Source organism: Sphingobium sp. B2D3C, from assembly GCF_025961835.1.
GTDB lineage: Bacteria > Pseudomonadota > Alphaproteobacteria > Sphingomonadales > Sphingomonadaceae > Sphingobium.
The window spans coordinates 3,220,858-3,241,306 of record NZ_JAOQOK010000001.1 but is presented as its reverse complement, the minus strand read 5'-3'; the positions used below and the strand labels follow the sequence as shown (position 1 = coordinate 3,241,306).

Below are 20,449 nucleotides of genomic sequence, written 5' to 3'. Positions count from 1 at the left end.
CGGTTAGCGCCGGTGCGGCGGGATGGCCCAGTGCGCGGCGAAGTCTGAGGGTTTCTCCGCGAACAACGCCTTGCCCAGCCGGGTCGCCTTGCGGGCAAGAGCCTCGGCGCGTTTGTGCGCCAAGGCAGCGAGTTGCGCCGCTGCAGCGGGGTCGGACAGCAATCCGCCATCCTGACGCAGGCGCGCGATCAGCATGTCGAGATCGTGCCGGTCGCCCAGTAGGTCGCCGAGACGATCGATCCTGGCAAGGCGCCGCTTGGCCTGTTCCGGGTTCAATCGGCTCAGTAACCGGACGTGCTGGCCGTGATATTTGACGTGCTTGCGCCATGCATGACTGGCTTGCGCAGCAGCGGGCGTTCCGCTGACGGCCTCGAGCCCGCGCATCGCTTGCCGGGCCTGTCGGTACGTCTTGCGCAAGCCCGGCAGGATCGCGTCCTCGCCCCGCGCGCTGAGCGCCCATGTCGGCGCGCGGACGCGGGCGGCGAGAAACGGCGCCCGACATCCCTCGATCTGCTCGGCCATAGCCCCGGCAGCATCATGCCCCGGCACTGCCCAGTGGGACCGCAGCGTCGTCCAATCCTGGCGCGCCTCGTCCGCATCGTTCAGGCTATCCAGCGTCTCGATCAGCACCGCGCTGTCCCGCGCGCCGGAAAGCATTGCTGCGATATCCCGGAAGGCGGCATTTTCGGTTTGATAGGCTGGAAAGGCGGGGCGGACGAGCCGCAGCAGGCCGCGCATCGCCTTGCAGGTCCGCCGCAGCTGATGAACGATCCGCGCGGGCGGCTCCTCAACGCCGCGAATGAGAGCGAGCGCTTCATCCAGCCGCTCGCAGGCGATCCGGCGGAAACCCTCCTCCACGGATGTATCGGACGATCTCAACCGAAACGGCATGTCGCGCCCATCCCCCTGATGACGGGCCTGACGCTAAAGGCTCGGGGCAGGCTGGTCCAGCTGGGATGCTGCGGAAGCCGGCCGCGCAGGCCCTGCGCGCAACCGCATGACCGCTCGCCAGCCGAGCAGTGCCGCCACGATCCCCCCATAAATCAGCGGCGAGCGCGTATCGGCCTTCACCAGCAGGAAATAATGCACCACGCCCATGATCGCGATGAGGTAGACAAGCTGGTGCAAACGCCGCCATGCGCGCACGCGCATCTTGCGCCGGATGCGATTGGCGGAGGTGATCGCCAGCGGGACCAGCAGCACGAAGGCTGCCATGCCGATGGTGATATAGGGCCGCTTGACGATATCCGCGACGATGAACGACCAGCCGAACTGCTGGTCCACTGCCACATACATGACCAGATGCAGCGCCACATAGGCAAAGGCCCACAGGCCAATGCGGCGGCGATAACGGAGTAGCGCCGGCATCTTAAGCAGCTTGGCGAACGGGCTGATCGCCAGCGTGATACAGAGGAAGCGCAGGCCCCACAGACCCAGCTCGCGCAACACATATTCGATGGGATTGGACGTCAGCCCACCGGTCAGGCCCTGCCAGACGAACAGCAGTAGGGGCGCCACGCACAGCAGCCAGACCAGCGCCGAGATCAGGCGATCGCGCGTCTTCCTGGTCATGCCGTTAGTAAAGCTTCTTGGGGTTCATGCCGCGATAGAGGCTCGCAACCTGATCGCCATAGCCATTGAACGGCAGCGTCTTGCGGCGCAGCAGCTCGCCGATGCGCCGCTCACGCGCCTGCGACCAGCGAGGATGATCCACATCCGGGTTCACATTGCCGTAAAAGCCATATTCGTCGGGCGCGAGCATCTGCCAGCTGGTGCGCGGCTGGCGGTCGGTTAGCGTGATCCGCACGATCGACTTGATGCCCTTGAAGCCATATTTCCACGGCACGACCAAGCGAATGGGCGCGCCGTTCTGGCGGGGCAGCAGGCGGCCATAGAGGCCCACCGAAAGCAGCGTGAGGGGATTCATCGCCTCATCCAGCCGCAGGCCTTCGCGATAGGGCCATTCGATCACGTTCCGGCGCTGGCCGGGCATCTGCTTGGGATCATTGAGGGTCTGGAAGGCCACGAACTTGGCGCTACCGAGCGGCTCCACCTCGCGCAGCAGCGCGGAGAGCGGAAAGCCGATCCATGGAATGACCATAGACCAGGCCTCGACGCAGCGCATCCGGTAGATGCGCTCTTCCAGTGGAAAGCGGCGCACGATGTCCGAAATATCGAACTTACGCGGCTTCTGGCACAAGCCATCCACGGTGACGGTCCAGGGCGCAATTCGCAGACTGCCGGCATTGGCCGCCGGGTCGCTCTTGTCGGTGCCGAACTCGTAGAAATTATTGTAGGTCGAGACGTCCGCAAAGGGCGTCAGCGTCTCATCGATCTTCATCTTGTTGGGTGAGAATTTGACTGTCGCCGGCGCATCCGCCGCCATCGCCGCCGGCGCGATCAGACCCGCCGCGCCGATGCCGGCCACACCGGCAATGAACTCGCGCCGGCGCAGATACAGCGCTTCATCGGTGACGTCGTTTTCGGTCAGGTCGGCAGATTGACGGATCAGCATGGCAAAACTCTCCTGCCCCCAGAGATGGAACAATGCCTGCCCTTGGCTGCATGTGCAATGAACATGGCCATGACCGAAGGGGCATTATCCGCTCCCGCCAGACGCAAAAGCCGGTTTCCATCCGTCGCACCAGCCTCTAGGGGCGCAGATCATGGATCATTTCGCTTACAGGGATGGCGTGCTGCACGCCGAGGACGTGCCGATGGCGGCAATTGCTGAGGCTGTCGGGACACCGGTCTACATCTATTCGCGCGCGACGCTGGAGCGCCATGCCCGCGTGTTCCGCGAGGCGCTGGCCGGCCTGCCCCGCAAGCACATCGCCTTTGCCATCAAGGCCAACCCCAATCTCTCCGTGCTGCGCGTGCTGGCGCGCGAGGGCTATGGCGCGGATATCGTCTCGGGCGGCGAGATGCAGCGCGCGCTGGCGGCAGGCATGCCGGCCAAGGACATCGTCTTCTCCGGCGTTGGCAAGACTCGCGCTGAACTGAGCGCGGCGCTGGAAGCCGGGATCGGCCAGTTCAACATCGAGCTGGAGGAGGAGGGCGCCGTCCTCGCCGAGATCGCCGCCGCGATGGGCAAGACCGCCGATGCCGTGCTGCGCGTCAACCCGGATGTCGATGCCGGCACGCACGCCAAGATCTCCACCGGCATGAAGGAGAACAAGTTCGGCGTTCCCATCGATCAGGCGGGCGGCATCTTCGAGCGGCTTTGCGCTCTGCCCGGCCTCAACCTGCGCGGCATCGCCACGCATATTGGCAGCCAGTTGTTCGACCTCGCCCCGCTCGAAGCCGCCTATGGCAAGATCGGCGCGCTGATGGGCGAGTTGCGCGCGGCTGGCCACACCATCGACCGCATCGATCTGGGTGGTGGACTCGGCGTGCCCTATGAACGCACGAAGGTACCCCCGACGCCCGCCGATTATGGCGCGATGGTGGAACGGGCGACCAAGGGCTGGGACGTCACGCTCTATTTCGAGCCGGGCCGCGTGATCGTCGGCAATGCCGGCGTGCTGCTCACCCGCGTCATCTGGGTGAAGCCCGGCGTCATTCGCCCCTATGTGATCGTCGATGCGGCCATGAACGACCTCGCCCGGCCGGCCATGTACGATGCCTTCCACGACTTCGAGGCTGTCGCGCCGACCGGCGAGCGGATCGTGGCCAACATTGCTGGCCCGGTCTGCGAGAGCGGCGACACCTTCGCCATGGCCCGCGATATCGACGTGGTGAAGACCGGCGATCTCGGCATCTTCCGCACCGCCGGTGCCTATGGCGCAACGATGGCGAGCACCTACAATTCGCGCGCGCTGGTGCCCGAAGTGATGGTGGATGGCGACCAATTCGCCGTCGTTGCCGACCGCATCATGCCCGAGACGATCATCGCCGCCGAGCGCCTGCCGGATTTTCTCAAGGACTGAGCATCGGTCGCAAGGGGCAGACGGACGGACCAGGACCGGCTAGGAGAGCGCCATGCACAGCCTTCCGCTCTTCGTCACCCTGTCGGGCCAGCCTGTCATCCTGCTTGGCACTGGGGAGGCCGCGGACGCCAAGCGCCGGCTGATCGAGCGGGCCGGCGGCGTGCCGGTTGCGGACGAGAATGCCACTGCCCGCATCGCCTTCGTGGCGGTGGAGGATGAAACAGCCGCTCAAGCCGCCGCAGAGCGGCTGAAGGCACGCGGACTGCTGGTCAATGTCGTCGACCGGCCGGCGCTGTGCGATTTCACGACGCCCGCCATTGTCGACCGCGATCCGGTATTGATCGCCGTTTCCACAGGCGGCGCCTCCTCGGGGCTGGCCGCAGCCTTGCGCCAGCGGCTGGAGACGATCCTCCCGGCCCGGCTCGGCGCCCTCGCCAGCGCGCTCAATGCCGCCAAGGCCGCAATGCGGGAGGCCTGGCCCGATGCCTGCGACCGCCGCCGCGCGCTTGGCGAGGCGCTGGCGCCGGGCGGCATGCTCGACCCCTTCGGCACGCCTGCGGTAGACCCGTGGCTGGAAGCACGCATCGCGCCCGCCTCGCGCGCCGTGCATGTCATCGCCTTGCGCTCGGACGACCCGGATGACCTGACGGTTCGGGAGGCCCGCACGCTGGGCCAGGCAGACCGCATCCTGTTCGCCCCCGACACCCCGCCCGCCATTCTCGCCCGCGCCCGCGCCGACGCGGAACGCCTGCCGCTCAGCGCGGAAGAAGCCCCGCCCGAACTGCCGGGGCTGACCGTCTGGCTCGTCCCGGCCGAGGATTGATAGGCCTTTCCGCCGTGAGCGCCGGGAATACCGGCTCAGGAGATCGTTCATGACGTCACATCCCTCCGCCCCCGCAGCTTCGCCCGCCGTATCGGTCGCGCTCGATGCCCGCGCCGCGCTTGGCGAAGGGCCGCGCTGGCACGCCGCCGAGCGCCGGCTTTACTGGGTGGACATCCTGCGCAACGAACTGCACCGCTTCGACCCCGAAACGGGCGCGGACGAGTTGCGCGCCTTCGCCCAGCCGGTCGGCTGCTTCGCCTTCCGCGCAGCCGGTGGCTTGCTGCTGGCGATGAAAGACGGCCTCGCCATTCTGGCCGACTGGGGCTCCGAGCCGCAGCCCTTTGGCGATCAGATTCTCGCGGACAAGCCGGACCTGCGCTTCAATGATGGGCGGACGGATTCGGCCGGGCGGTTCTGGGTGGGCAGCGTCAACATGGCCAAGAGCGCGCATGATGCCGCGCTCTATCGCGTCGGCAGGGATGGGGCGATCGACCTGATCGAAGGCGGCATGCTCACCTGCAACGCGGCTGCCTTCAATGCGTCGGGGACGACCTTCTGCCACGCGGACACCCCCAGCCACGCCCTGCGCGCCTATGATGCCGATCCGGCGAGCGGCACGCTCTCCAACCGCCGCATCCTTCACCAGTTCGAGCACGGCACCGGGCGCCCCGATGGCGGATCGTTCGATGCGGAGGGTTGTTACTGGAGCGCCTTGTTCGAGGGTGGCCGGGTGGTGCGGCTCTCGCCCGAGGGCGAACTCCTCCAGACGGTGACGCTGCCGGTCAGCCGGCCGACCATGATCGCATTTGGGGGTGAGGATCTGCGCACCGCTTATGTCACCACGGCGCGGGCTGGGCTGGACGAGGCGGCATTGGCACGCGAGCCGCATGCGGGCGCGATTTTCAGCTTCCCCGTCGATGTGCCGGGTCTGCCCGAGGCGCCCTTTGGCGGCTAAGCCTAGGCTTTGTTGGCTCGCTTGGCAAAGCGGGTCACGAACACCGGTGGGCTGGTCGCGTAGCAGGCCTGTGCGAGCGGCAGCGCCGTTTCGCAGACGGCGCATTGGGCGCTGACGCGTCCGACATACCATTGGGTGCTGGCGCAATCGGGACAGTGATTGAGCTTGCCTGGCTCGTAGCGCGCGCCAATGGCCGTGCCATCGAATGGTTTGACGTGAATGCCCGGGTGACGAACGGCAGAGCTCAAAGCCTGCACAGGTGAATGCGCCATGTCACGATCCTTCCGGCGATGAAAACGTCCCGCGCGTTCGCGGGTTCCTGCCTATGCCAACGGCTCGGCGCATCCTGTCTCGTGTCGGGACGATTTACCGCGCGCGCCTGATGGCGACCTGCGACGGGTGCGACCCGTGCCCCCCGCGGCGGGTTGATCCGCGCAATCCCCCCTCGCCTCTGCCCTAGAGCGGGGCTATAAGCGCCGGGATGATGACCGACCCCCGGACACGCCCCCTCTCCAAGGACAATCATGTCAGAGCATAATCCCGGCCTGCGCCCGTGGCGCGACATTGCGCGGCGCGAATGCCGCCAGATCATGGTCGGCAACGTGCCGGTCGGCGGCGGCGCGCCGGTGACCGTGCAGACGATGACCAACACGCCGACCCACGATGCGAAGGCGACGATCGACCAGATCCGCCGCTGCGAGGAGGCCGGTGTCGACCTCATCCGGGTTTCCTGCCCGGACGTGGAGAGCACGGCGGCGATGAAGCAGATCGTCCGCGCGGCCAAGGTGCCGATCATCGCAGACATTCATTTCCACTATAAACGCGCGCTGGAAGCCGCCGATGCGGGCGCGGCCTGCCTGCGCATCAACCCCGGCAATATCGGCTCTGCCGCGCGCGTGAAGGAAGTGGTGGATGCCGCCAAGGCCAATGGCTGTGCGATCCGCATCGGCGTGAATGCCGGCAGCCTCGAAAAGGATCTGCTGGAGAAATATGGCGAGCCCTGTCCCGAGGCGCTGGTGGAAAGCGCGCTCGACCATATCAAGCTGCTGCAGGACCAGGATTTTCACGACTATAAGGTCGCGGTGAAGGCCAGCGACGTGTTTCTGGCCGTCGCGGCCTATATGCAGCTTGCCGACGCGGTGGACTGCCCGCTGCACCTTGGCATCACCGAAGCCGGCGGGCTGATCGGCGGCACGGTGAAGAGCGCAATCGGCATCGGCAACCTGCTCTGGGCCGGCATCGGCGACACCATTCGCGTTTCGCTCTCCGCCGAGCCGGAAGAGGAAGTGCGTGTCGGCTACGAAATCCTCAAGTCGCTCGGCATCCGCACACGCGGTGTCCGCGTCGTCTCCTGCCCGAGCTGCGCAAGGCAGGGCTTCGATGTGATCCGCACGGTCGAGGCACTGGAGAGCCGCCTTCAGCACATCAACACGCCGATCTCGCTTTCCGTGCTGGGCTGCGTGGTCAATGGCCCCGGCGAAGCGCGGGAGACGGACATCGGCCTCACCGGAGGCGGCAATGGCAAACATATGGTCTACCTCTCCGGCGTGACCGATCACCACATCAACGATGCCCAGATGATCGACCACATCGTTTCGCTGGTGGAAGCCAAGGCGGCCGAGATCGAAGCGGCCAAGCTGGAAGCCGAGATGAGCGATGCTGCCAATGCCAGCGCCGTGGCGGCCGAATGACCGACCGGCCCGACATGGCCCCGTCCGCGCCGAGCCGCGATCTGCGCGCGCCGCAGACGCAGGCTGCGTCACGGTTCACGGACGCCAGCGCCACGGGTGCAGTGGCAACCGGTGCGACGGCGACGGGGGCCTCAGCGACCGGCGCAGTTGCGGTCGGCGCGTTCGCGTTGGGTGCCCTTGCCATGGGCGCAATTATGATCGGCGCGCTCGCCATCGGGCGGCTGCGCATCGGACAGGCCCGTATCAGCCGGCTGCGGATCGACACGCTGGAAATCGGGAACGCCACTCGCACCGGGGAACCGCCTCGCCGGTGAGGCTGGCAGTCTCGGCGTCGGCCGTAGCGCGCCCAGCATGCCGAAAAACCGGGGACTCTTGACGCCGAGTCCGTGAAAGAGGATTGTCGCCGCGCGGAACATTTCGGGCACGGCGCATGCGTGACCCCGCCGCGCCGGACGAAGGAGTGAGTGGCAATGGCAAGTCGGGCACCGATGAATCGGACCCCCGAATGGCAGGCGATGCTGCGCCGGAGCCTGATCCGCATCGGCACCTTTGCTGGCTCGGTCGGGCTGTACGCGCTGGCGCTGTTCCTCCTGCTCGCGCTGCTCAGCTACAAGGTGAGCGACCAAGCGCTGAACACCGCGGCCGGGCCGGAGACGCGCAATTTGATGGGCGCCGCCGGTGCCTGGGCAGCGGATATTCTCTTCACCTTCGCCGGCCTGCCTGCCTTGCTGTTGCTGCCCTTCATCCTCGTCTTCGCGCGGCGCCTGTGGGCCGATGCAGACATGAGCGGCTGGCAGGGCCAGATCGCCAAATGTCTCGGCGGCCTGCTGCTCATCGGCACCGGCCTGTGGATCGCCCAGCCCGAACCGCTGGTCGGGCTGCCGGCCCGCTGGGGCGGCGTCATCGGCTTCCTGTTCGCCCACGGCCTCACGGCCCTGACGGCGCGCCTTGGCGAAACCGCCGACCTCATTCTGCAATGGCTGCTGCTGGCGGCGTTCATTGCCTCCGGCCTATGGCTGTGGGTCCGCAGCCTCGCGCTCGAAAAGCCGCTTTGGCATCTCGCCCGCCCCGCCCTGCCGCTGCTCTCCAGCCTTGGCTCCTTGCGAACGGCGAAAGCTGGCAGCCTAGATGTCGCCGAGCCCGAACGCGACCCGCATCCCGAACGCGAGGCGGAACCACGCCGCCCGGTGGACACCACACCCCGCCAGCCGATCACCATCCAGTCGCCGAGCAGCGCCGCCATTCCCAAGGCGTTCGGCCCGGTTTCGGGACAGGAAGACCTGTTCGGCAATGGCGCGCTGCCCTCTCCCGACCTGCTGTCGCCCGCGCCCGCCAGCGCGGTCAGCAAGATCGACCGGCCCGGCCTGGAGCGTAATGCGCGGCTGCTGGAAAGCGTGCTCGATGACTTCCACGTCAAGGGCGCGATCACCGAGGTGCGCCCCGGCCCCGTCGTCACCATGTATGAGCTGGAGCCGGCCCCGGGCATCAAGGCCAGCCGCGTCATCCAGCTCGCCGACGACATCGCCCGCAACATGTCGGCGCTCTCGGCGCGCGTCGCCACCATTCCGGGGCGGACGGTGATCGGCATCGAGCTGCCCAATGCGGACCGCGAATCCGTGGTGCTGCACCAGCTCATCACCAGCCAGCAGTTCGCCGAGCAGAAGGGGGGCCTGCCCATCATCCTTGGCAAGAACATCTTCGGCGAGCCGGTGATCGCCGATCTCGCCGGAATGCCGCATCTGCTCGTCGCGGGTACGACCGGCTCGGGCAAGTCGGTCGGCCTCAACACCATGCTGCTCTCGCTGCTCTACCGGATGACGCCGGACGATCTGCGCCTCATCATGATCGACCCGAAGATGCTGGAACTGAGCATCTACGACAACATCCCGCATCTGCTCTCCCCGGTCGTCACCGAGCCGGCCAAGGCCATCCGCGCGCTCAAATGGGCTGTCGAGCAGATGGAGGATCGCTATCGCATGATGGCCTCCATCGGCGTGCGTAACCTCGCCGGCTACAATGAGAAGGTCCGCGGCGCCCGTGCCAAGGGCAAATCGCTCGGCCGCCGCGTGCAAATCGGCTTCGACGAACAGACTCGCCAGCCGATCTACGAAGAAGAGGAGCTGGATTATCAGCCGCTGCCACAGATCGTGGTGGTGGTCGACGAGCTGGCCGACCTGATGATGACGGCCGGCAAGGAAGTCGAATTCCTGATCCAGCGCCTCGCTCAGAAGGCGCGTGCCGCCGGCATCCACCTCATCCTCGCGACGCAGCGCCCGTCGGTCGACGTCATCACGGGCGTCATCAAGGCGAACCTGCCGACCCGCATCAGCTTCTTCGTCACCTCGAAGATCGACAGCCGCACCATCCTGGGCGAGCAGGGCGCCGAGCAGCTGCTGGGCAAGGGCGACATGCTCTACATGGCGAGCGGCAAGGGCCTGATGCGCGTCCACGGGCCGTTCGTGAGCGATGACGAGGTGCGCGGGGTCGCCGATCATTGGCGCTCCAAGGGCCAGCCGGATTACATCTCCGCCGTCACCGAGGAGCCGGAAGATGGCAGCTTCGCGCTCGATGGCGTCGATCTCGGCGATGACAGCGCCGATGCCAAGCTGTTCCGCAAGGCCTGCCAGCTCGTGTTCGAGAACCAGAAGGCCTCGACCAGTTGGCTCCAGCGCCAGATGCGCATCGGCTATAACAGCGCGGCGCGCCTCATTGAGCGGATGGAAAATGAAGGCATGGTCGGCGCGCCCAACCATGTCGGCCGCCGGGAAGTGCTGCGCGACGAAATGGGCAATCCCAAGTAAGAGCGGCCGATTGCCTCGCCCCCCGGGCGCGGGAACGCGCTGCGGCGCGCGGCATTCAGTGGATATTCAACGGCAGGGACCTATCCGGGCGCGATGATCAGACTTCCCAAATTCACCCGGCGTTCCGCCACCCTCTCTCTGCTGCTGACCGCGCTCGCGGCGCCGGCCTTGGTGCCGGCCAGCCCGGTGGCGGCGCAAGCCGCGAGGTCGAGCGACCTCGCGAGCGTCAGCACGGCGGTTCGCGGCATCACCACGCTGAGCGGCGACTTCACCCAAACCGACCGCAACGGGCAGGTGCAGAACGGCAAGCTGCTCTGGAAGCAGCCGGGCAAGATCCGCTTCGATTATGGCGCCGGCGATCTGCTCATCGTTGCCGACGGCAGCTCGCTCTACATGATCGACTATCAGGTTGCGCAGGTGCAGCGCTGGCCGATCCGCAATTCACCGCTCGGCGCATTGCTCGACCCCAAGCGCGACATCACCCGCTATGGCAAGATCGTCGACACGGGCGATCCGCGCGTCGTCTCGGTGGAAGTGCGCGATCCCCAGCATCCCGAATATGGCGTGATCACGCTCATCTTCACCCGCAAGGCCGGCGTGCCGGGTGGGCTCTCCCTCTATGGCTGGGTGGCGCTGGATGCGCAGGGTAACCGCACCAACATTCGCCTGAGCAACCTCAAATATGGCGCGCCCATTGCCGATTCGGCCTTCCGCTGGCGCGACCCGCGCGGAACCCGCGGCCCGCGCTGATCCGGCCGCGAAACCGGCGACCAGCCGCGCCACCCCGAAAGGGGCGGACGCGGTCGCGATGATCTGAAAAGCTGGATGCCCCGCGAGGATTCGAACCTCGATTGACGGAGTCAGAGTCCGTAGTCTTACCTTTAGACGACGGGGCAAGAGCGGGCGCAGATAGGGCGCGGACTGCCTGCGGTCAAGGCGATTTTCCACCCTCATCGTTCGGAGCATGGCAGCCACCTTGCGTCGCCCGCCACGCACGTCTAGCGTGGTGGCAAGTCCCGGCGGAAGTCCCGCCGGAAGAGAAGGTCAAGAAGTCATGGCGCATAAGGCGACGCCCGCGCCGCGCATGGGGCAGGAGCCCGGCACACTGGTGTCTGCCGGGGGCGCGAAACAGAAGGCGCGGTCCTTCAATCGTCCGCTGCCGCGCGGCAATCTGGCTGCGCTCGACCTCGGCACCAACAATTGCCGCCTGCTCATTGCGCGGCCGGATGGCGACCGCTTCGTGATCGTCGACGCCTTTTCCCGCATCGTTCGCCTTGGCGAAGGCCTTTCCGCCACCGGGCGCTTGTCTGACGCCGCGATCGACCGCACCTTGTCCGCCCTCTCCGTCTGCGCCGAGAAGCTGCGCCGCCGCCGCGTGGTGCTGGCCCGCTCTGTCGCGACCGAAGCCTGCCGGCAGGCAGAGAACGGGCGCGCCTTCGTGGACCGGGTGCAGCGCGAAACCGGCATCATGCTCGACATCATTTCGCCCCGCGAGGAAGCGCGGCTTGCGGTCCTCGGCTGTAAGGCGCTGCTGGAACGTGGCGAAGGCCCGGCGCTCATCTTCGACATCGGCGGGGGTTCGACCGAGCTGGTGCTGCTCGATGGCGATGGCGACCAGTTGCGCATCGTCGACTGGCACAGCGCGCCGCATGGCGTCGTGTCGCTGGCGGAAGCCGTGGCCGGCCATGGCGACACCGCCAGCGAGCGCGCCGCCGCCTATGCCGAAATGCTCCGGCGGATGCGCGAAGCTTTTGCCGCCTTTGCCGAGCGGCTGCCCAAGACCGGGCCGGTGCGCCTGCTCGGCACGTCCGGCACTGTCACCACGCTCGCCAGCGTCCATCTGGGCCTGCCCCGCTATGATCGCAAGGCGATCGACGGGCTGACCGTGCCGGCCGATGCCATGCGGGAAATCGCCGGCCGCCTGTCCACCATGAGCATAGCGGAGCGCATCGCCCAGCCCTGCATCGGCGACGAGCGCGCCGATCTGGTGGTGGCGGGCTGCGCCATCTTGGAAAGCATTCTCGACATCTGGCCGGCAGACCGGCTGGGCGTCGCCGATCGCGGTATTCGCGAAGGGATTCTCCGTGCGCTGACGGACAGCGCCTCAAGCCGGGACCTGGGATAATGGCCAGAGGTGACAAATCTGTCGGGACGCGCGTGCGCACGGCACGCGGGCGCACGGCCCAATCGACGCGCTGGCTGCAACGCCAGCTGAACGACCCCTATGTGAAGCGGGCCAAGGCGGAGGGCTATCGCAGCCGCGCCGCCTACAAGCTGCTGGAGCTGGACGAGAAGTTCGGCCTGCTCAAGGATGTCCGCCATGTCGTCGATCTGGGCGCAGCGCCGGGCGGCTGGACGCAGGTGGTACGGAAGGTGCTGCCCAAAGCGAAGGTCGTGGGCATCGACCTTCTGCCCATCGAGCCGCTGCCCGATGTGACCCTGCTCCAGATGGACTTCATGGCAGACCAAGCCCCCGACCAGTTGATCGCGGAACTGGGCGCCGCGCCGGATCTGGTCCTGTCGGACATGGCGGCCAATACGGTCGGCCACCAGCAGACGGACCATCTGCGCACCATGGGCCTGGTCGAGGCGGCCGCCGATTTCGCGATGCAGACCCTGCGGCCCGGCGGCGCCTTCGTCGCAAAGGTCTTTGCCGGCGGCACGGACGATGGCCTGCTGCGCCAGCTCAAGGCGGCCTTTCGCACCGTCAAGCACGCCAAGCCGCCGTCCAGCCGCAAAGGGTCGGTGGAGTGGTTCGTCGTCGCGCAGGGGTTCAAGGGCCGGCAGGCGCCATAAAGGCGGTTGTGCGGTTGACCCGGACCGCACAAGGGGACTAGCGCCATTTGGCCGGCCACTGCGCGGGCAAGCAGCGTCGCTCACCCGCATGGACATGCGACCAGACGCCGCGTCGGGCGTTGTGCCGGAACAGGATAGAGGAGGCGGCATGAGGTCAGGCGGCAATGGCATGTTTCGCTCCCTCTCCAACCGCAACTTCCGGCTGTGGGTCAGCACCAATCTCTTTTCCAACATCGGCACCTGGATGCAGGGCACGGCCCAGACATGGCTGGTGCTCACCGAACTGACCGATCATAGCGCTGGCGCGGTCGGCATTCTCACCGCACTGCAGTTCCTGCCGCAGGTGCTGCTTGTGGCGGTGACCGGATCGGTCGCCGACCATGTCGACCGGCGCAAGCTGCTCATCACCATCCAGTGTTTCCAGACTCTGCTGGCGCTCAGCCTCGGCGCGCTGATCATTTCGGGTCTGGCGGAGCTCTGGCACGTCTACATCTTCGGCTTCGCGCTGGGCTGCTGCATGGCGTTTGAGGCGCCCGCGCGGCACAGCTTCGTCTCCGATCTGGTGGGGGACGAGATCATCGGCAACGCGGTGGCCATGAACAGCACGGCCTTCCAGACCGCCCGCATGATCGGACCGGCACTGGCGGGCCTGTGCATCGCGCTGGTGGGCACCGGCTGGGTGTTCGTGATCAACGGGCTCTCCTACCTGATCGTCACCACCGGCCTGCTCAATGTGCGGGTGACGCGGCATGCCCATGCGGCCGCGCAGCCGCGCGGGGTGAGCCGGCTGCTCGACGGCTTTCGCTATGTGGCCGGGCGACCGGACATTCGCACCGTGTTCCTGATGCTGTTCTTCTTCGGCACGCTGGGCATGAACTTCGGCATTTTCATCAGCGTGATGGCGGCGACCGTCTATCAGCAGGGCGCCAGCGAATATGGCCTGCTGACCTCCATCATGGCGATCGGCTCGGTCACCGGCGCCTTGCTGACCGCCCGTCGCGACCGGCCGCGGATGCATCATGCCGTTATCGGCACCTTCCTGTTCGGCTGTTTCATGACCGCCGCCGCGCTCTCGCCAAGCTATATCCTGTTCGGACTGGTGCTGATCGGCGTGGGGCTGGCAGCACAGACCTCGCTCACCTCATCCAACGGCTTCGTCCAGTTGGCGACGGACCGGGCGATGCGCGGGCGGGTGATGGCCATCTATGTCGCGATCACCTTGGGCGGCCTGCCGCTCGGCGCGCCGCTGATCGGCTGGGTCGCCGACACCTATGGCGCGCGCGCCGCGATGGGCGTCGGCGGCGCGGCGGGCTTTCTCTCCGCAGCGATTGGCCTGAGCTATCTGATCCGCGTCCGCAACCTGCGCTTCATCTGGGATGACGAAGGACCGCGCCTGCACATGAACCCGGACCCGCATTTGCGTGAGCCGGGCCCGGCGGTGCTACCGCCAGATCGGGCGCTCTAGGAGCAACGCCCCTCCCGCACGCGACGGGAGGGCGCGCGCCTAGTCCTCGTCAGCCCCAGACCTCCTGAGCAACCTCGGCGACCAGTTCCATCTTCGCCTTCTGCTGGTCGAAGGCGATGTCATTGCCGTGGACGGTCGAGGCGAAGCCGCATTGCGGCGACAGGGCAAGCTGGTCGAGCGAGGCATATTTCGTCGCGTCGTCGATCCGGCGCTTCACCTCGTCCTTGGTCTCCAGTTCACCCAGCTTGGTGGTGATCAGGCCGAGCACGACGATCTTGCCCTTGGGCAGGAAGCGCAGCGGCGCGAAGTCGCCCGAGCGCGCATCGTCATATTCAAGGAGGAAGGAGTCGATATCGACCTCATTGAACATGATTTCGGCGACGGGCTCATAGCCACCCTCGGCAGCCCAGCTGGAGCGGAAGTTGCCCCGGCACAGGTGCATCGCCGTGAACATGTCATCCGGCGCGGTGGCCAGCGCATCATTGATCATCTTGGCATAATGGCGCGGCAGGTCATCGGGATCGAGGCCGCGCTTGCGGGCATTCTCGCGCTGCTTGTCATCGCACAGATAGGCCAGATTGGTGTCATCGAGCTGCAGATAGCGGCAGCCGGCATCGGCCAGATCTGCGACTTCCTCCTGATAGGCCGATGCCACGTCCGCGAAGAAATCGGCCATGTCAGGGTAGACCGTCTCGCTGATCCCTTCGCGCCCGGCGCGGAAATGCAGCATGGTCGGCGAGGGAATGGTCACCTTGGGTGTCTCGCTCACCACGCTGGCGAGATATTCGTAATCCGCGCGCTGAATGGGTTTGGCGTGGCGAATTTTGCCCGTCACCACCATCTTGGGCGGCGCGAAATGCACGTCCTTGCCGATGGCATTCTGGAACTGCACTTCCATGCCGCCCTGCTCCTCGATGCCGTCGAGCTGCAGCAGGAAGTCGGTGTGGAAGAATTTGCGGCGGAACTCGCCGTCCGTCACTGCCTTGACGCCGACGCTCTCCTGGAACGCCACGACATCGGCAATGGCCTTGTCCTCGATCGCGCGCAGAGCGGCAGCGTCGATCTTGCCGGCGGCATGATCGTGTCGGGCCTCGATAAGCGCCTGCGGGCGCAGGAAGCTGCCGACATGGTCGGCGCGGAAAGGGGGTTTGGACGTCATGGCAGTCTCCAGCTCCAACCGGCGCAACGCACGCCGTACGAAATCATCATATAAAGGATTCTTTATATATAGGAAGCTTTATGTGACAGACCGACACGCTGGGCCGACTAACGAAAAAGCCAGGCGCAAGGCCGGGCTTTCCTGAGACGCTGTGAAGAGAGCGAAACCGCTCAAAGGCGGGCCTTCGCAGGCGCTTCCGCGATCTCCTTGGGCCGCAGCACGATGTGACCGACGGCGGTGTTGGAGGCCGGAACATGGTAGAAACGATGCAACGCCTCCACCTCGGTGCCGAGCGCGGCGCGCATGATGAGCCACATGATGAGCTCAATGCCCTCAGTGCCCGCCTCGCGCAGATATTCCAGCCGCGTGATGGCGCGCAGCTCATCGGTCTCGCCGACGAGCTTGTCCAGAAAGGCATTGTCGAACTCGGGATTGATCAGCCCGGCGCGCGGCCCCTGCAACTGATGGCTCATGCCGCCTGTGCCCCAGATCTGCACGTTGAGATCTTCGGGATAGGTCTCCACCGCATAGCGGATCGCCTCACCCAGCGCCCAACAGCGCGCGCCCGAGGGCGTCGGGAACTGCGTCACGTTCACCGCGAGCGGAATGACCTTGCACGGCCATTTGTCGACCTTGCCGAACATCAGGCTGAGCGGAACCGTGCAGCCATGGTCGACATCCATATTGTTCATCAGGGTCATGTCGAACTCGTCGATGACAAGTTGTTCGGCCATGTGCGCGGCCAGCTCGATATGTCCCTCGACAACCGGAACCTCGCGCTTGCCCCAGCCTTCGTCGGCCGGCTCGAATTCCTCGGCCATGCCGAGCGCGAAGGTCGGCACCACGTCCAGCATCATCGCGGAGGCATGATCATTGTAGCACAGGATGACGACGTCGGGCTTTTCTTCCTGCTCGAAGGTCTTCACCCACTCATAGCCATCGAAGATCGGCTTCCAGTAATCGTCCGTCGAGCGACCGGTGTCGAAGGCCGCGCCGATGGCCGGCACATGGCTGGTGGCAATGCCGGCGGTGATCCGTGCCATGTCAGTTGCCCTCCCGCTTGGAGCGCTGGCCAGTCGGCGAGCGACCGCCGGACCGCATCATCGCGGCATATTCGTCGGGCGTCATGTTGGTCATCGAGCTCACCGCGCGCTGCGTGCTCCAGCCGTCGGTATTGGAGAGCTTGACGAGGAAGTAGATGTTACCGCCCAGATCGATGAGCTTGCTGAAATCGCGATCCTGCACGGCGCGCTTCTGCTCCTCACTCATCTTGAACTTGTCGAGATAGGCGCGCTCATGGTCCTTGAACTCGGCGCGGTTGCCTGCATCCATCAACGACATGCAGAATTTGTGCAGGTGATAGGCCTCACGCGAACGGCGGGCATTGAACACGGTCGTGCCGGGAATGTCTTCCAGCTCGCTGAGCGGATAAAGGCGAGTGCGCATGGCGGACCTTTCGATCGGTCGAATGAAGAATATAATGGAAGGCCTGCGCCTTTCCAATGGCAGAGGCCCTTGTCATTGTGCGCCTGCGAAATCAAGCGGGGTGATGAGCGTAGGGCAGCAGACACGCGATACCGCAGTGCAGAATCCTGCATGGGCCTAATCAGTTGACTGTCCAGTCCTCCTCTACCGTCACCCCGGACTTGATCCGGGGTCTCGCTGCTCTGTTGGACCTATCAAGGCTTGAGTGCAGTGTGACGGGAAACGGAAGATAGCTGGACCCCGGATCAAGTCCGGGGTGACGGCGGTGTGTCAGCGCATGAGGGCTTTTGCCTCTAATCCCGCTCCGGCTTTCGCGGCCGTGCGCCGCCGGTGGGCCGCTTGGCACCCGGGCGCGCGGCTGGCCCGGCCGGCTTGGCCCCCTTGCCGCGCGGCTTCGGTGGGCCCTTGAAGCGCTCGGGCTTGTCCGGCGCGCTGCGGGAGCGGCGTTCGCCGCGGCGGGCCTTGCGCATGTCCTTGGCGTGCGCGGTCGACGCGCGCTTGTCGGCGGCCTTGCGGTCGGAGGCGGTCGGCTGGAGATCGATCTCCAGCGGCAGATCGCCCTCGTTCACGTCAAAGCCCAGGCTCGCCAGCGTTTCAGCGAAATGGAAGGGCGGCTCGGCCTTCACATCGAGCGGGGAGCCATCGGGATGGTCGATGCGAATGCGCCGGGCGTGCAGGTGCATCTTGCGGCTGATCGATCCGCTAAGGAACGCCTCCTTGCCGCCATATTTGCCGTCGCCCACGATGGGGTGGCCGATCTCGGCCATATGGACACGCAGCTGATGGGTGCGGCCGGTGTGCGGCTGCAACTCCACCCAGGCGGCGCGGTTGCCGGCGCGCTCGATCACCCGGTAGCGCGTGCGGGCGGGCAGGCCGTCCTTCTCATCGACATGCATCTTCTCCCCGCCGGTGCCCGGCTGCTTGGCGAGTGGCAGATCGATGAAGCCGTCCGAGACGGAGGGCACGCCCATCACGATAGCCCAATAGACCTTGCGCGCTGTGCGGGAGGAGAAGCTCTTGGCGAAATGTGCGGCGCTGCGTGAGGTGCGGGCGAGCAGCAGCGCCCCGCTGGTGTCCTTGTCCAGCCGGTGGACGAGGCGCGGGCGGTCGTCCCGCTCGAACATCAGAGCATCGAGCAGTCCATCGACATGCTCGTGCGTCTTGGTGCCGCCCTGCGTGGCAAGGCCGGGCGGTTTGTTGATCACGATGGCTTGCGCGTCGCGATGGATGACCAGACCCTCGGCAAAGTTGATCTGATCCTCGGTCAGGATGGGGCGCGGGCGTGGTGCCTTGCCGGCTTCCTTTACCGCAGCGACATCGAGCGGGGGCACGCGCAAGGTCTGCCCCTCGGCAATGCGGTCGCCCGCTGTCGCGCGAGCACCATCGACACGCAATTGCCCGGTGCGCGCCCAGCGCGAGACGATGGCGAAGCTCGCTTCCGGCATGTGGCGCTTGAACCAGCGGTCGAGGCGGATGCCATCATCCTCGGCACGCACAGTGAACTGGCGGACGCCAGCGAGATCGGTCTTGCTCATGCCGTGGCACTCCGCATGAGGGTGAGCCCCAGCGCCAGCGCGCCGATGGAGGCGGCGACAGAGAGCAGCACATAGCCGAGCGCATTCAACGCTTCGCCGCGCTCGATCATCAGCATCGTCTCTAGGCTGAAGGCAGAGAAGGTCGTGAAGCCGCCGAGCAGGCCGACTGCCACGAGCAGCCGGAGTTGCTCGCCCTGCTGGCCCTGGTAGCGCGCGGCCAGCCAGCCCGCGACGAGGCCCATGGCCAGCCCGCCCAGCACATTGGCGGCGAGCGTGCCCCAGGGATAGCCCGGCCCCATGATGCGCAGGCTCGCGCGTCCCAACTGGTAGCGCAGGGCCGCGCCGATGGCGCCGCCGATCATCACGAGAACTGTATTGAGCATGGTCCACGCCCTAGCCGCTTTTGCGCAACAGGCAAATGGGCGTTCGCTGCGAGGCCGCGCCGGGGCTTGCTCAGTCAGGTTGTGCCAGCAATCCATCCCGCACCAGTGTCCGGTCGATCTCGGCAACGATGCTCGTGTAGCGCGGGTCTTGGACGCTGCCGTAGCGCGCGGCGAAGGCAGCATCGCTCAGCCCCTCCTCGTTCTGAAGCAGGGCAGGCGGCAGCAGGCGTTCCTGCGTCGCGGTCGCCAGGCGTTGCGCCACGTCCTGCGCCCGGCGCGGATCGCCAGCGGCCTGCGCGATCTGGAAGCCAGAGCGGTCCGCCGCCAGATCGACGAAGGAGAAGCCCGAGGCGGTGCCGGTCTGGAACGCCGACGCGGCAGACAGGCTGTCCGCCAGTTCCTTCCACTCGCCCATTGCGGATGAAAACTGCACACCGGTCTGCGCAGCCAGCGCAGCGGACAGCGCCCAATGCTTGGGGAGGTCGTCCCGGCCATGGAGCGTGATTGCCGTCGCGGGGGGCGGACAGCGGCGCGTGGCGCTCGGCTCCAGCCCGGCCAGTTGCCCGGCGCGCGGATCGACCACCAGCATCGCCAGCGCCACAAAGCCCGCGCGATTCGTTTCCGCCGTCGCGGCTTGGCCCGGGGGAAAAGCGCGGCGGACCTGTATGGCGAAGTCGCTTTGCGGATCGCGCGCCTGCAGCGCGACCAGCGCGCAATAGCGATCGAGCACCTGCGCGCCGTCGACCGCGTCACCGCCAGTAAACTGATCGAGCAGGCCGGTCTTGGGCGGCAACTGCACCGCCGCCATCACCGCGCCATTGCGGATGGAGAAGCGCTGCACGACCGTGTCGAGCGGCGGGATCACGGCGCCGCGCAGACGCAGCAGCTGACGCAACCCCTCCAGCAGCAGCCGGGTCGGATATGCCGGCAACGAGACCGCGCCGATGCGCGCCTCTACTTCGGGAAATCCGTTACTTGGGCCGCTTACGACCAGACCGACATTCAGCCAGCGCCCGAGCGGCAGGGCATGGCTCGCGGCGACATGAAGCCGCTCATCGTGGAGATAGAGATCGAGCCGGTCAGGGCGGAAACCATGAGTTGCGAGCGCGCTCAAGCCATCGAGATGGGTGGGCGTGAGCGTAAGCAGGCTGACACCGCCGGGCCGCTGCCTGCTGGCCTGCAACTGCTCGATTGCGGCCCGACCGGCACCGACCTGCAGAGGCGTTGGCGTGGGGCGGGCGTCGGCAAGGGGCGCCCCGCTGGTGAACAGCACCGCGCCGATGAGCACCGGGAAGACGAACAGGACAAAGAGGATCGCCAGAACACGCCAGACCTGCTGCCGCGGGCTACGGCCTGCCAATCCCATCCACGAGCCAGAGGCACGCTTGCGCTGCATCGCGTCCCCTATTCGTTACGACTGCCCCTTC

20 protein-coding genes and 1 tRNA gene are annotated in these 20,449 nt (G+C 66.4%); 10 read left to right on the top strand and 11 right to left on the bottom strand.

The genetic code is table 11. The annotated features are described in order from the left end of the window. Positions 1–3: 3 nt before the first annotated feature. From M2339_RS15065 to msrP, 3 genes are read right to left on the bottom strand one after another with little or no spacing between them, the layout of a single operon-like run. A complete protein-coding gene (locus tag M2339_RS15065; RefSeq protein ID WP_264606455.1) occupies positions 4–879 on the bottom strand; it encodes a CHAD domain-containing protein in 876 nt (291 codons plus the stop codon). A gap of 45 nt (positions 880–924) precedes the next feature. After that, complete coding sequence (locus M2339_RS15060) at positions 925–1,572, bottom strand: sulfite oxidase heme-binding subunit YedZ (RefSeq protein ID WP_264588058.1); 648 nt, start codon at positions 1,570–1,572, stop codon at positions 925–927. A gap of 4 nt (positions 1,573–1,576) precedes the next feature. Then, the gene (msrP, locus tag M2339_RS15055) at positions 1,577–2,515 is read right to left on the bottom strand and encodes a protein-methionine-sulfoxide reductase catalytic subunit MsrP (RefSeq protein ID WP_264588059.1); all 939 of its coding nucleotides are present in this window, start codon (positions 2,513–2,515) and stop codon (positions 1,577–1,579) included. Positions 2,516–2,666: 151 nt separating this feature from the next. Here msrP and lysA point away from each other — a divergent pair, with 151 nt between their 5' ends. From lysA to M2339_RS15040, 3 genes are read left to right on the top strand one after another with little or no spacing between them, the layout of a single operon-like run. Next, positions 2,667–3,929: a diaminopimelate decarboxylase gene (gene lysA / locus M2339_RS15050; protein WP_264588060.1), complete on the top strand. Its 1,263-nt coding sequence runs from the start codon at positions 2,667–2,669 to the stop codon at positions 3,927–3,929. A 52-nt stretch (positions 3,930–3,981) separates the two neighbouring features. Next, positions 3,982–4,752, top strand: coding sequence for a siroheme synthase (locus M2339_RS15045; protein WP_264606454.1), 771 nt, complete (start codon positions 3,982–3,984; stop codon positions 4,750–4,752). A gap of 49 nt (positions 4,753–4,801) precedes the next feature. Further along, positions 4,802–5,707, top strand: a complete 906-nt coding sequence (locus tag M2339_RS15040; protein WP_264588062.1) for an SMP-30/gluconolactonase/LRE family protein — start codon at positions 4,802–4,804, stop codon at positions 5,705–5,707. Positions 5,708–5,709: 2 nt separating this feature from the next. Here M2339_RS15040 and M2339_RS15035 read toward each other — a convergent pair whose 3' ends face one another. Further along, on the bottom strand, positions 5,710–5,979 hold the full coding sequence (locus M2339_RS15035) for a hypothetical protein (protein ID WP_264588063.1): 270 nt from the start codon (positions 5,977–5,979) through the stop codon (positions 5,710–5,712). A 252-nt stretch (positions 5,980–6,231) separates the two neighbouring features. On the opposite strand from M2339_RS15035, the gene ispG reads away from it, so the two are divergent. The 4 genes from ispG (at position 6,232) to M2339_RS15015 (ending at position 10,949) form a co-directional block, all read left to right on the top strand. After that, positions 6,232–7,398, top strand: a complete 1,167-nt coding sequence (gene ispG / locus M2339_RS15030) for a flavodoxin-dependent (E)-4-hydroxy-3-methylbut-2-enyl-diphosphate synthase (RefSeq protein ID WP_264577138.1) — start codon at positions 6,232–6,234, stop codon at positions 7,396–7,398. Further along, complete coding sequence (locus tag M2339_RS15025; RefSeq protein ID WP_264606453.1) at positions 7,395–7,712, top strand: hypothetical protein; 318 nt, start codon at positions 7,395–7,397, stop codon at positions 7,710–7,712. Before ispG ends, M2339_RS15025 begins: the two co-directional genes overlap by 4 nt. 156 nt (positions 7,713–7,868) lie before the next feature. Beyond that, positions 7,869–10,199 carry a DNA translocase FtsK gene (locus M2339_RS15020; RefSeq protein ID WP_264577136.1) on the top strand — a complete coding sequence of 777 codons (2,331 nt, stop codon included), beginning with the start codon at positions 7,869–7,871 and terminating at the stop codon, positions 10,197–10,199. 93 nt (positions 10,200–10,292) lie between these two features. Continuing rightward, positions 10,293–10,949 (top strand): LolA family protein, encoded by a 657-nt coding sequence (locus M2339_RS15015; RefSeq protein ID WP_264577135.1) that lies wholly within the window; start codon positions 10,293–10,295, stop codon positions 10,947–10,949. A gap of 72 nt (positions 10,950–11,021) precedes the next feature. Here the strand turns inward: M2339_RS15015 and M2339_RS15010 are convergent. Beyond that, positions 11,022–11,095: transfer RNA gene (locus M2339_RS15010), tRNA-Gln, on the bottom strand. A 158-nt stretch (positions 11,096–11,253) separates the two neighbouring features. Here M2339_RS15010 and M2339_RS15005 point away from each other — a divergent pair. The 3 genes from M2339_RS15005 to M2339_RS14995 all read left to right on the top strand — a co-directional run bounded on the left by M2339_RS15005 (position 11,254) and on the right by M2339_RS14995 (position 14,460). Next, positions 11,254–12,324 carry a Ppx/GppA phosphatase family protein gene (locus tag M2339_RS15005; RefSeq protein ID WP_264588065.1) on the top strand — a complete coding sequence of 357 codons (1,071 nt, stop codon included), beginning with the start codon at positions 11,254–11,256 and terminating at the stop codon, positions 12,322–12,324. Further along, positions 12,324–12,995 (top strand): RlmE family RNA methyltransferase, encoded by a 672-nt coding sequence (locus tag M2339_RS15000; protein ID WP_264588066.1) that lies wholly within the window; start codon positions 12,324–12,326, stop codon positions 12,993–12,995. Before M2339_RS15005 ends, M2339_RS15000 begins: the two co-directional genes overlap by 1 nt. 148 nt (positions 12,996–13,143) lie before the next feature. Further along, complete coding sequence (locus M2339_RS14995) at positions 13,144–14,460, top strand: MFS transporter (RefSeq protein ID WP_181561203.1); 1,317 nt, start codon at positions 13,144–13,146, stop codon at positions 14,458–14,460. Between the two features lie 49 nt (positions 14,461–14,509). Here M2339_RS14995 and M2339_RS14990 read toward each other — a convergent pair whose 3' ends face one another. From M2339_RS14990 to M2339_RS14965, 6 genes are all read right to left on the bottom strand, one after another. After that, complete coding sequence (locus tag M2339_RS14990; protein WP_264588067.1) at positions 14,510–15,619, bottom strand: 5-methyltetrahydropteroyltriglutamate--homocysteine S-methyltransferase; 1,110 nt, start codon at positions 15,617–15,619, stop codon at positions 14,510–14,512. 170 nt (positions 15,620–15,789) lie between these two features. Further along, positions 15,790–16,662: a class III extradiol dioxygenase subunit beta gene (locus tag M2339_RS14985; protein WP_264588068.1), complete on the bottom strand. Its 873-nt coding sequence runs from the start codon at positions 16,660–16,662 to the stop codon at positions 15,790–15,792. 1 nt (position 16,663) lies between these two features. Beyond that, positions 16,664–17,065 carry a protocatechuate 4,5-dioxygenase subunit alpha gene (gene ligA, locus M2339_RS14980; RefSeq protein WP_264571743.1) on the bottom strand — a complete coding sequence of 134 codons (402 nt, stop codon included), beginning with the start codon at positions 17,063–17,065 and terminating at the stop codon, positions 16,664–16,666. Positions 17,066–17,397: 332 nt separating this feature from the next. Beyond that, a complete protein-coding gene (locus tag M2339_RS14975; RefSeq protein ID WP_264606452.1) occupies positions 17,398–18,639 on the bottom strand; it encodes an RluA family pseudouridine synthase in 1,242 nt (413 codons plus the stop codon). Next, a complete protein-coding gene (gene crcB / locus M2339_RS14970; protein ID WP_264577641.1) occupies positions 18,636–19,022 on the bottom strand; it encodes a fluoride efflux transporter CrcB in 387 nt (128 codons plus the stop codon). The genes M2339_RS14975 and crcB overlap by 4 nt, the downstream gene beginning before the upstream one ends. A gap of 70 nt (positions 19,023–19,092) precedes the next feature. Continuing rightward, positions 19,093–20,418, bottom strand: a complete 1,326-nt coding sequence (locus M2339_RS14965) for a hypothetical protein (protein WP_264588070.1) — start codon at positions 20,416–20,418, stop codon at positions 19,093–19,095. Between the last annotated feature and the right edge of the window lie 31 nt (positions 20,419–20,449).

Coding starts and splice junctions, on each gene's coding strand:
- M2339_RS15060 (WP_264588058.1), bottom strand. CDS start 1,572: ATGACCAGGAAGACGCGCGATCGCCTGATCTCGGCGCTGGTCTGGCTG.
- msrP (WP_264588059.1), bottom strand. CDS start 2,515: ATGCTGATCCGTCAATCTGCCGACCTGACCGAAAACGACGTCACCGAT.
- lysA (WP_264588060.1), top strand. CDS start 2,667: ATGGATCATTTCGCTTACAGGGATGGCGTGCTGCACGCCGAGGACGTG.
- M2339_RS15045 (WP_264606454.1), top strand. CDS start 3,982: ATGCACAGCCTTCCGCTCTTCGTCACCCTGTCGGGCCAGCCTGTCATC.
- M2339_RS15040 (WP_264588062.1), top strand. CDS start 4,802: ATGACGTCACATCCCTCCGCCCCCGCAGCTTCGCCCGCCGTATCGGTC.
- M2339_RS15035 (WP_264588063.1), bottom strand. CDS start 5,979: ATGGCGCATTCACCTGTGCAGGCTTTGAGCTCTGCCGTTCGTCACCCG.
- ispG (WP_264577138.1), top strand. CDS start 6,232: ATGTCAGAGCATAATCCCGGCCTGCGCCCGTGGCGCGACATTGCGCGG.
- M2339_RS15025 (WP_264606453.1), top strand. CDS start 7,395: ATGACCGACCGGCCCGACATGGCCCCGTCCGCGCCGAGCCGCGATCTG.
- M2339_RS15020 (WP_264577136.1), top strand. CDS start 7,869: ATGGCAAGTCGGGCACCGATGAATCGGACCCCCGAATGGCAGGCGATG.
- M2339_RS15015 (WP_264577135.1), top strand. CDS start 10,293: ATGATCAGACTTCCCAAATTCACCCGGCGTTCCGCCACCCTCTCTCTG.
- M2339_RS15005 (WP_264588065.1), top strand. CDS start 11,254: ATGGCGCATAAGGCGACGCCCGCGCCGCGCATGGGGCAGGAGCCCGGC.
- M2339_RS15000 (WP_264588066.1), top strand. CDS start 12,324: ATGGCCAGAGGTGACAAATCTGTCGGGACGCGCGTGCGCACGGCACGC.
- M2339_RS14995 (WP_181561203.1), top strand. CDS start 13,144: ATGAGGTCAGGCGGCAATGGCATGTTTCGCTCCCTCTCCAACCGCAAC.
- M2339_RS14990 (WP_264588067.1), bottom strand. CDS start 15,619: ATGACGTCCAAACCCCCTTTCCGCGCCGACCATGTCGGCAGCTTCCTG.
- M2339_RS14985 (WP_264588068.1), bottom strand. CDS start 16,662: ATGGCACGGATCACCGCCGGCATTGCCACCAGCCATGTGCCGGCCATC.
- ligA (WP_264571743.1), bottom strand. CDS start 17,065: ATGCGCACTCGCCTTTATCCGCTCAGCGAGCTGGAAGACATTCCCGGC.
- M2339_RS14975 (WP_264606452.1), bottom strand. CDS start 18,639: ATGAGCAAGACCGATCTCGCTGGCGTCCGCCAGTTCACTGTGCGTGCC.
- crcB (WP_264577641.1), bottom strand. CDS start 19,022: ATGCTCAATACAGTTCTCGTGATGATCGGCGGCGCCATCGGCGCGGCC.
- M2339_RS14965 (WP_264588070.1), bottom strand. CDS start 20,418: ATGCAGCGCAAGCGTGCCTCTGGCTCGTGGATGGGATTGGCAGGCCGT.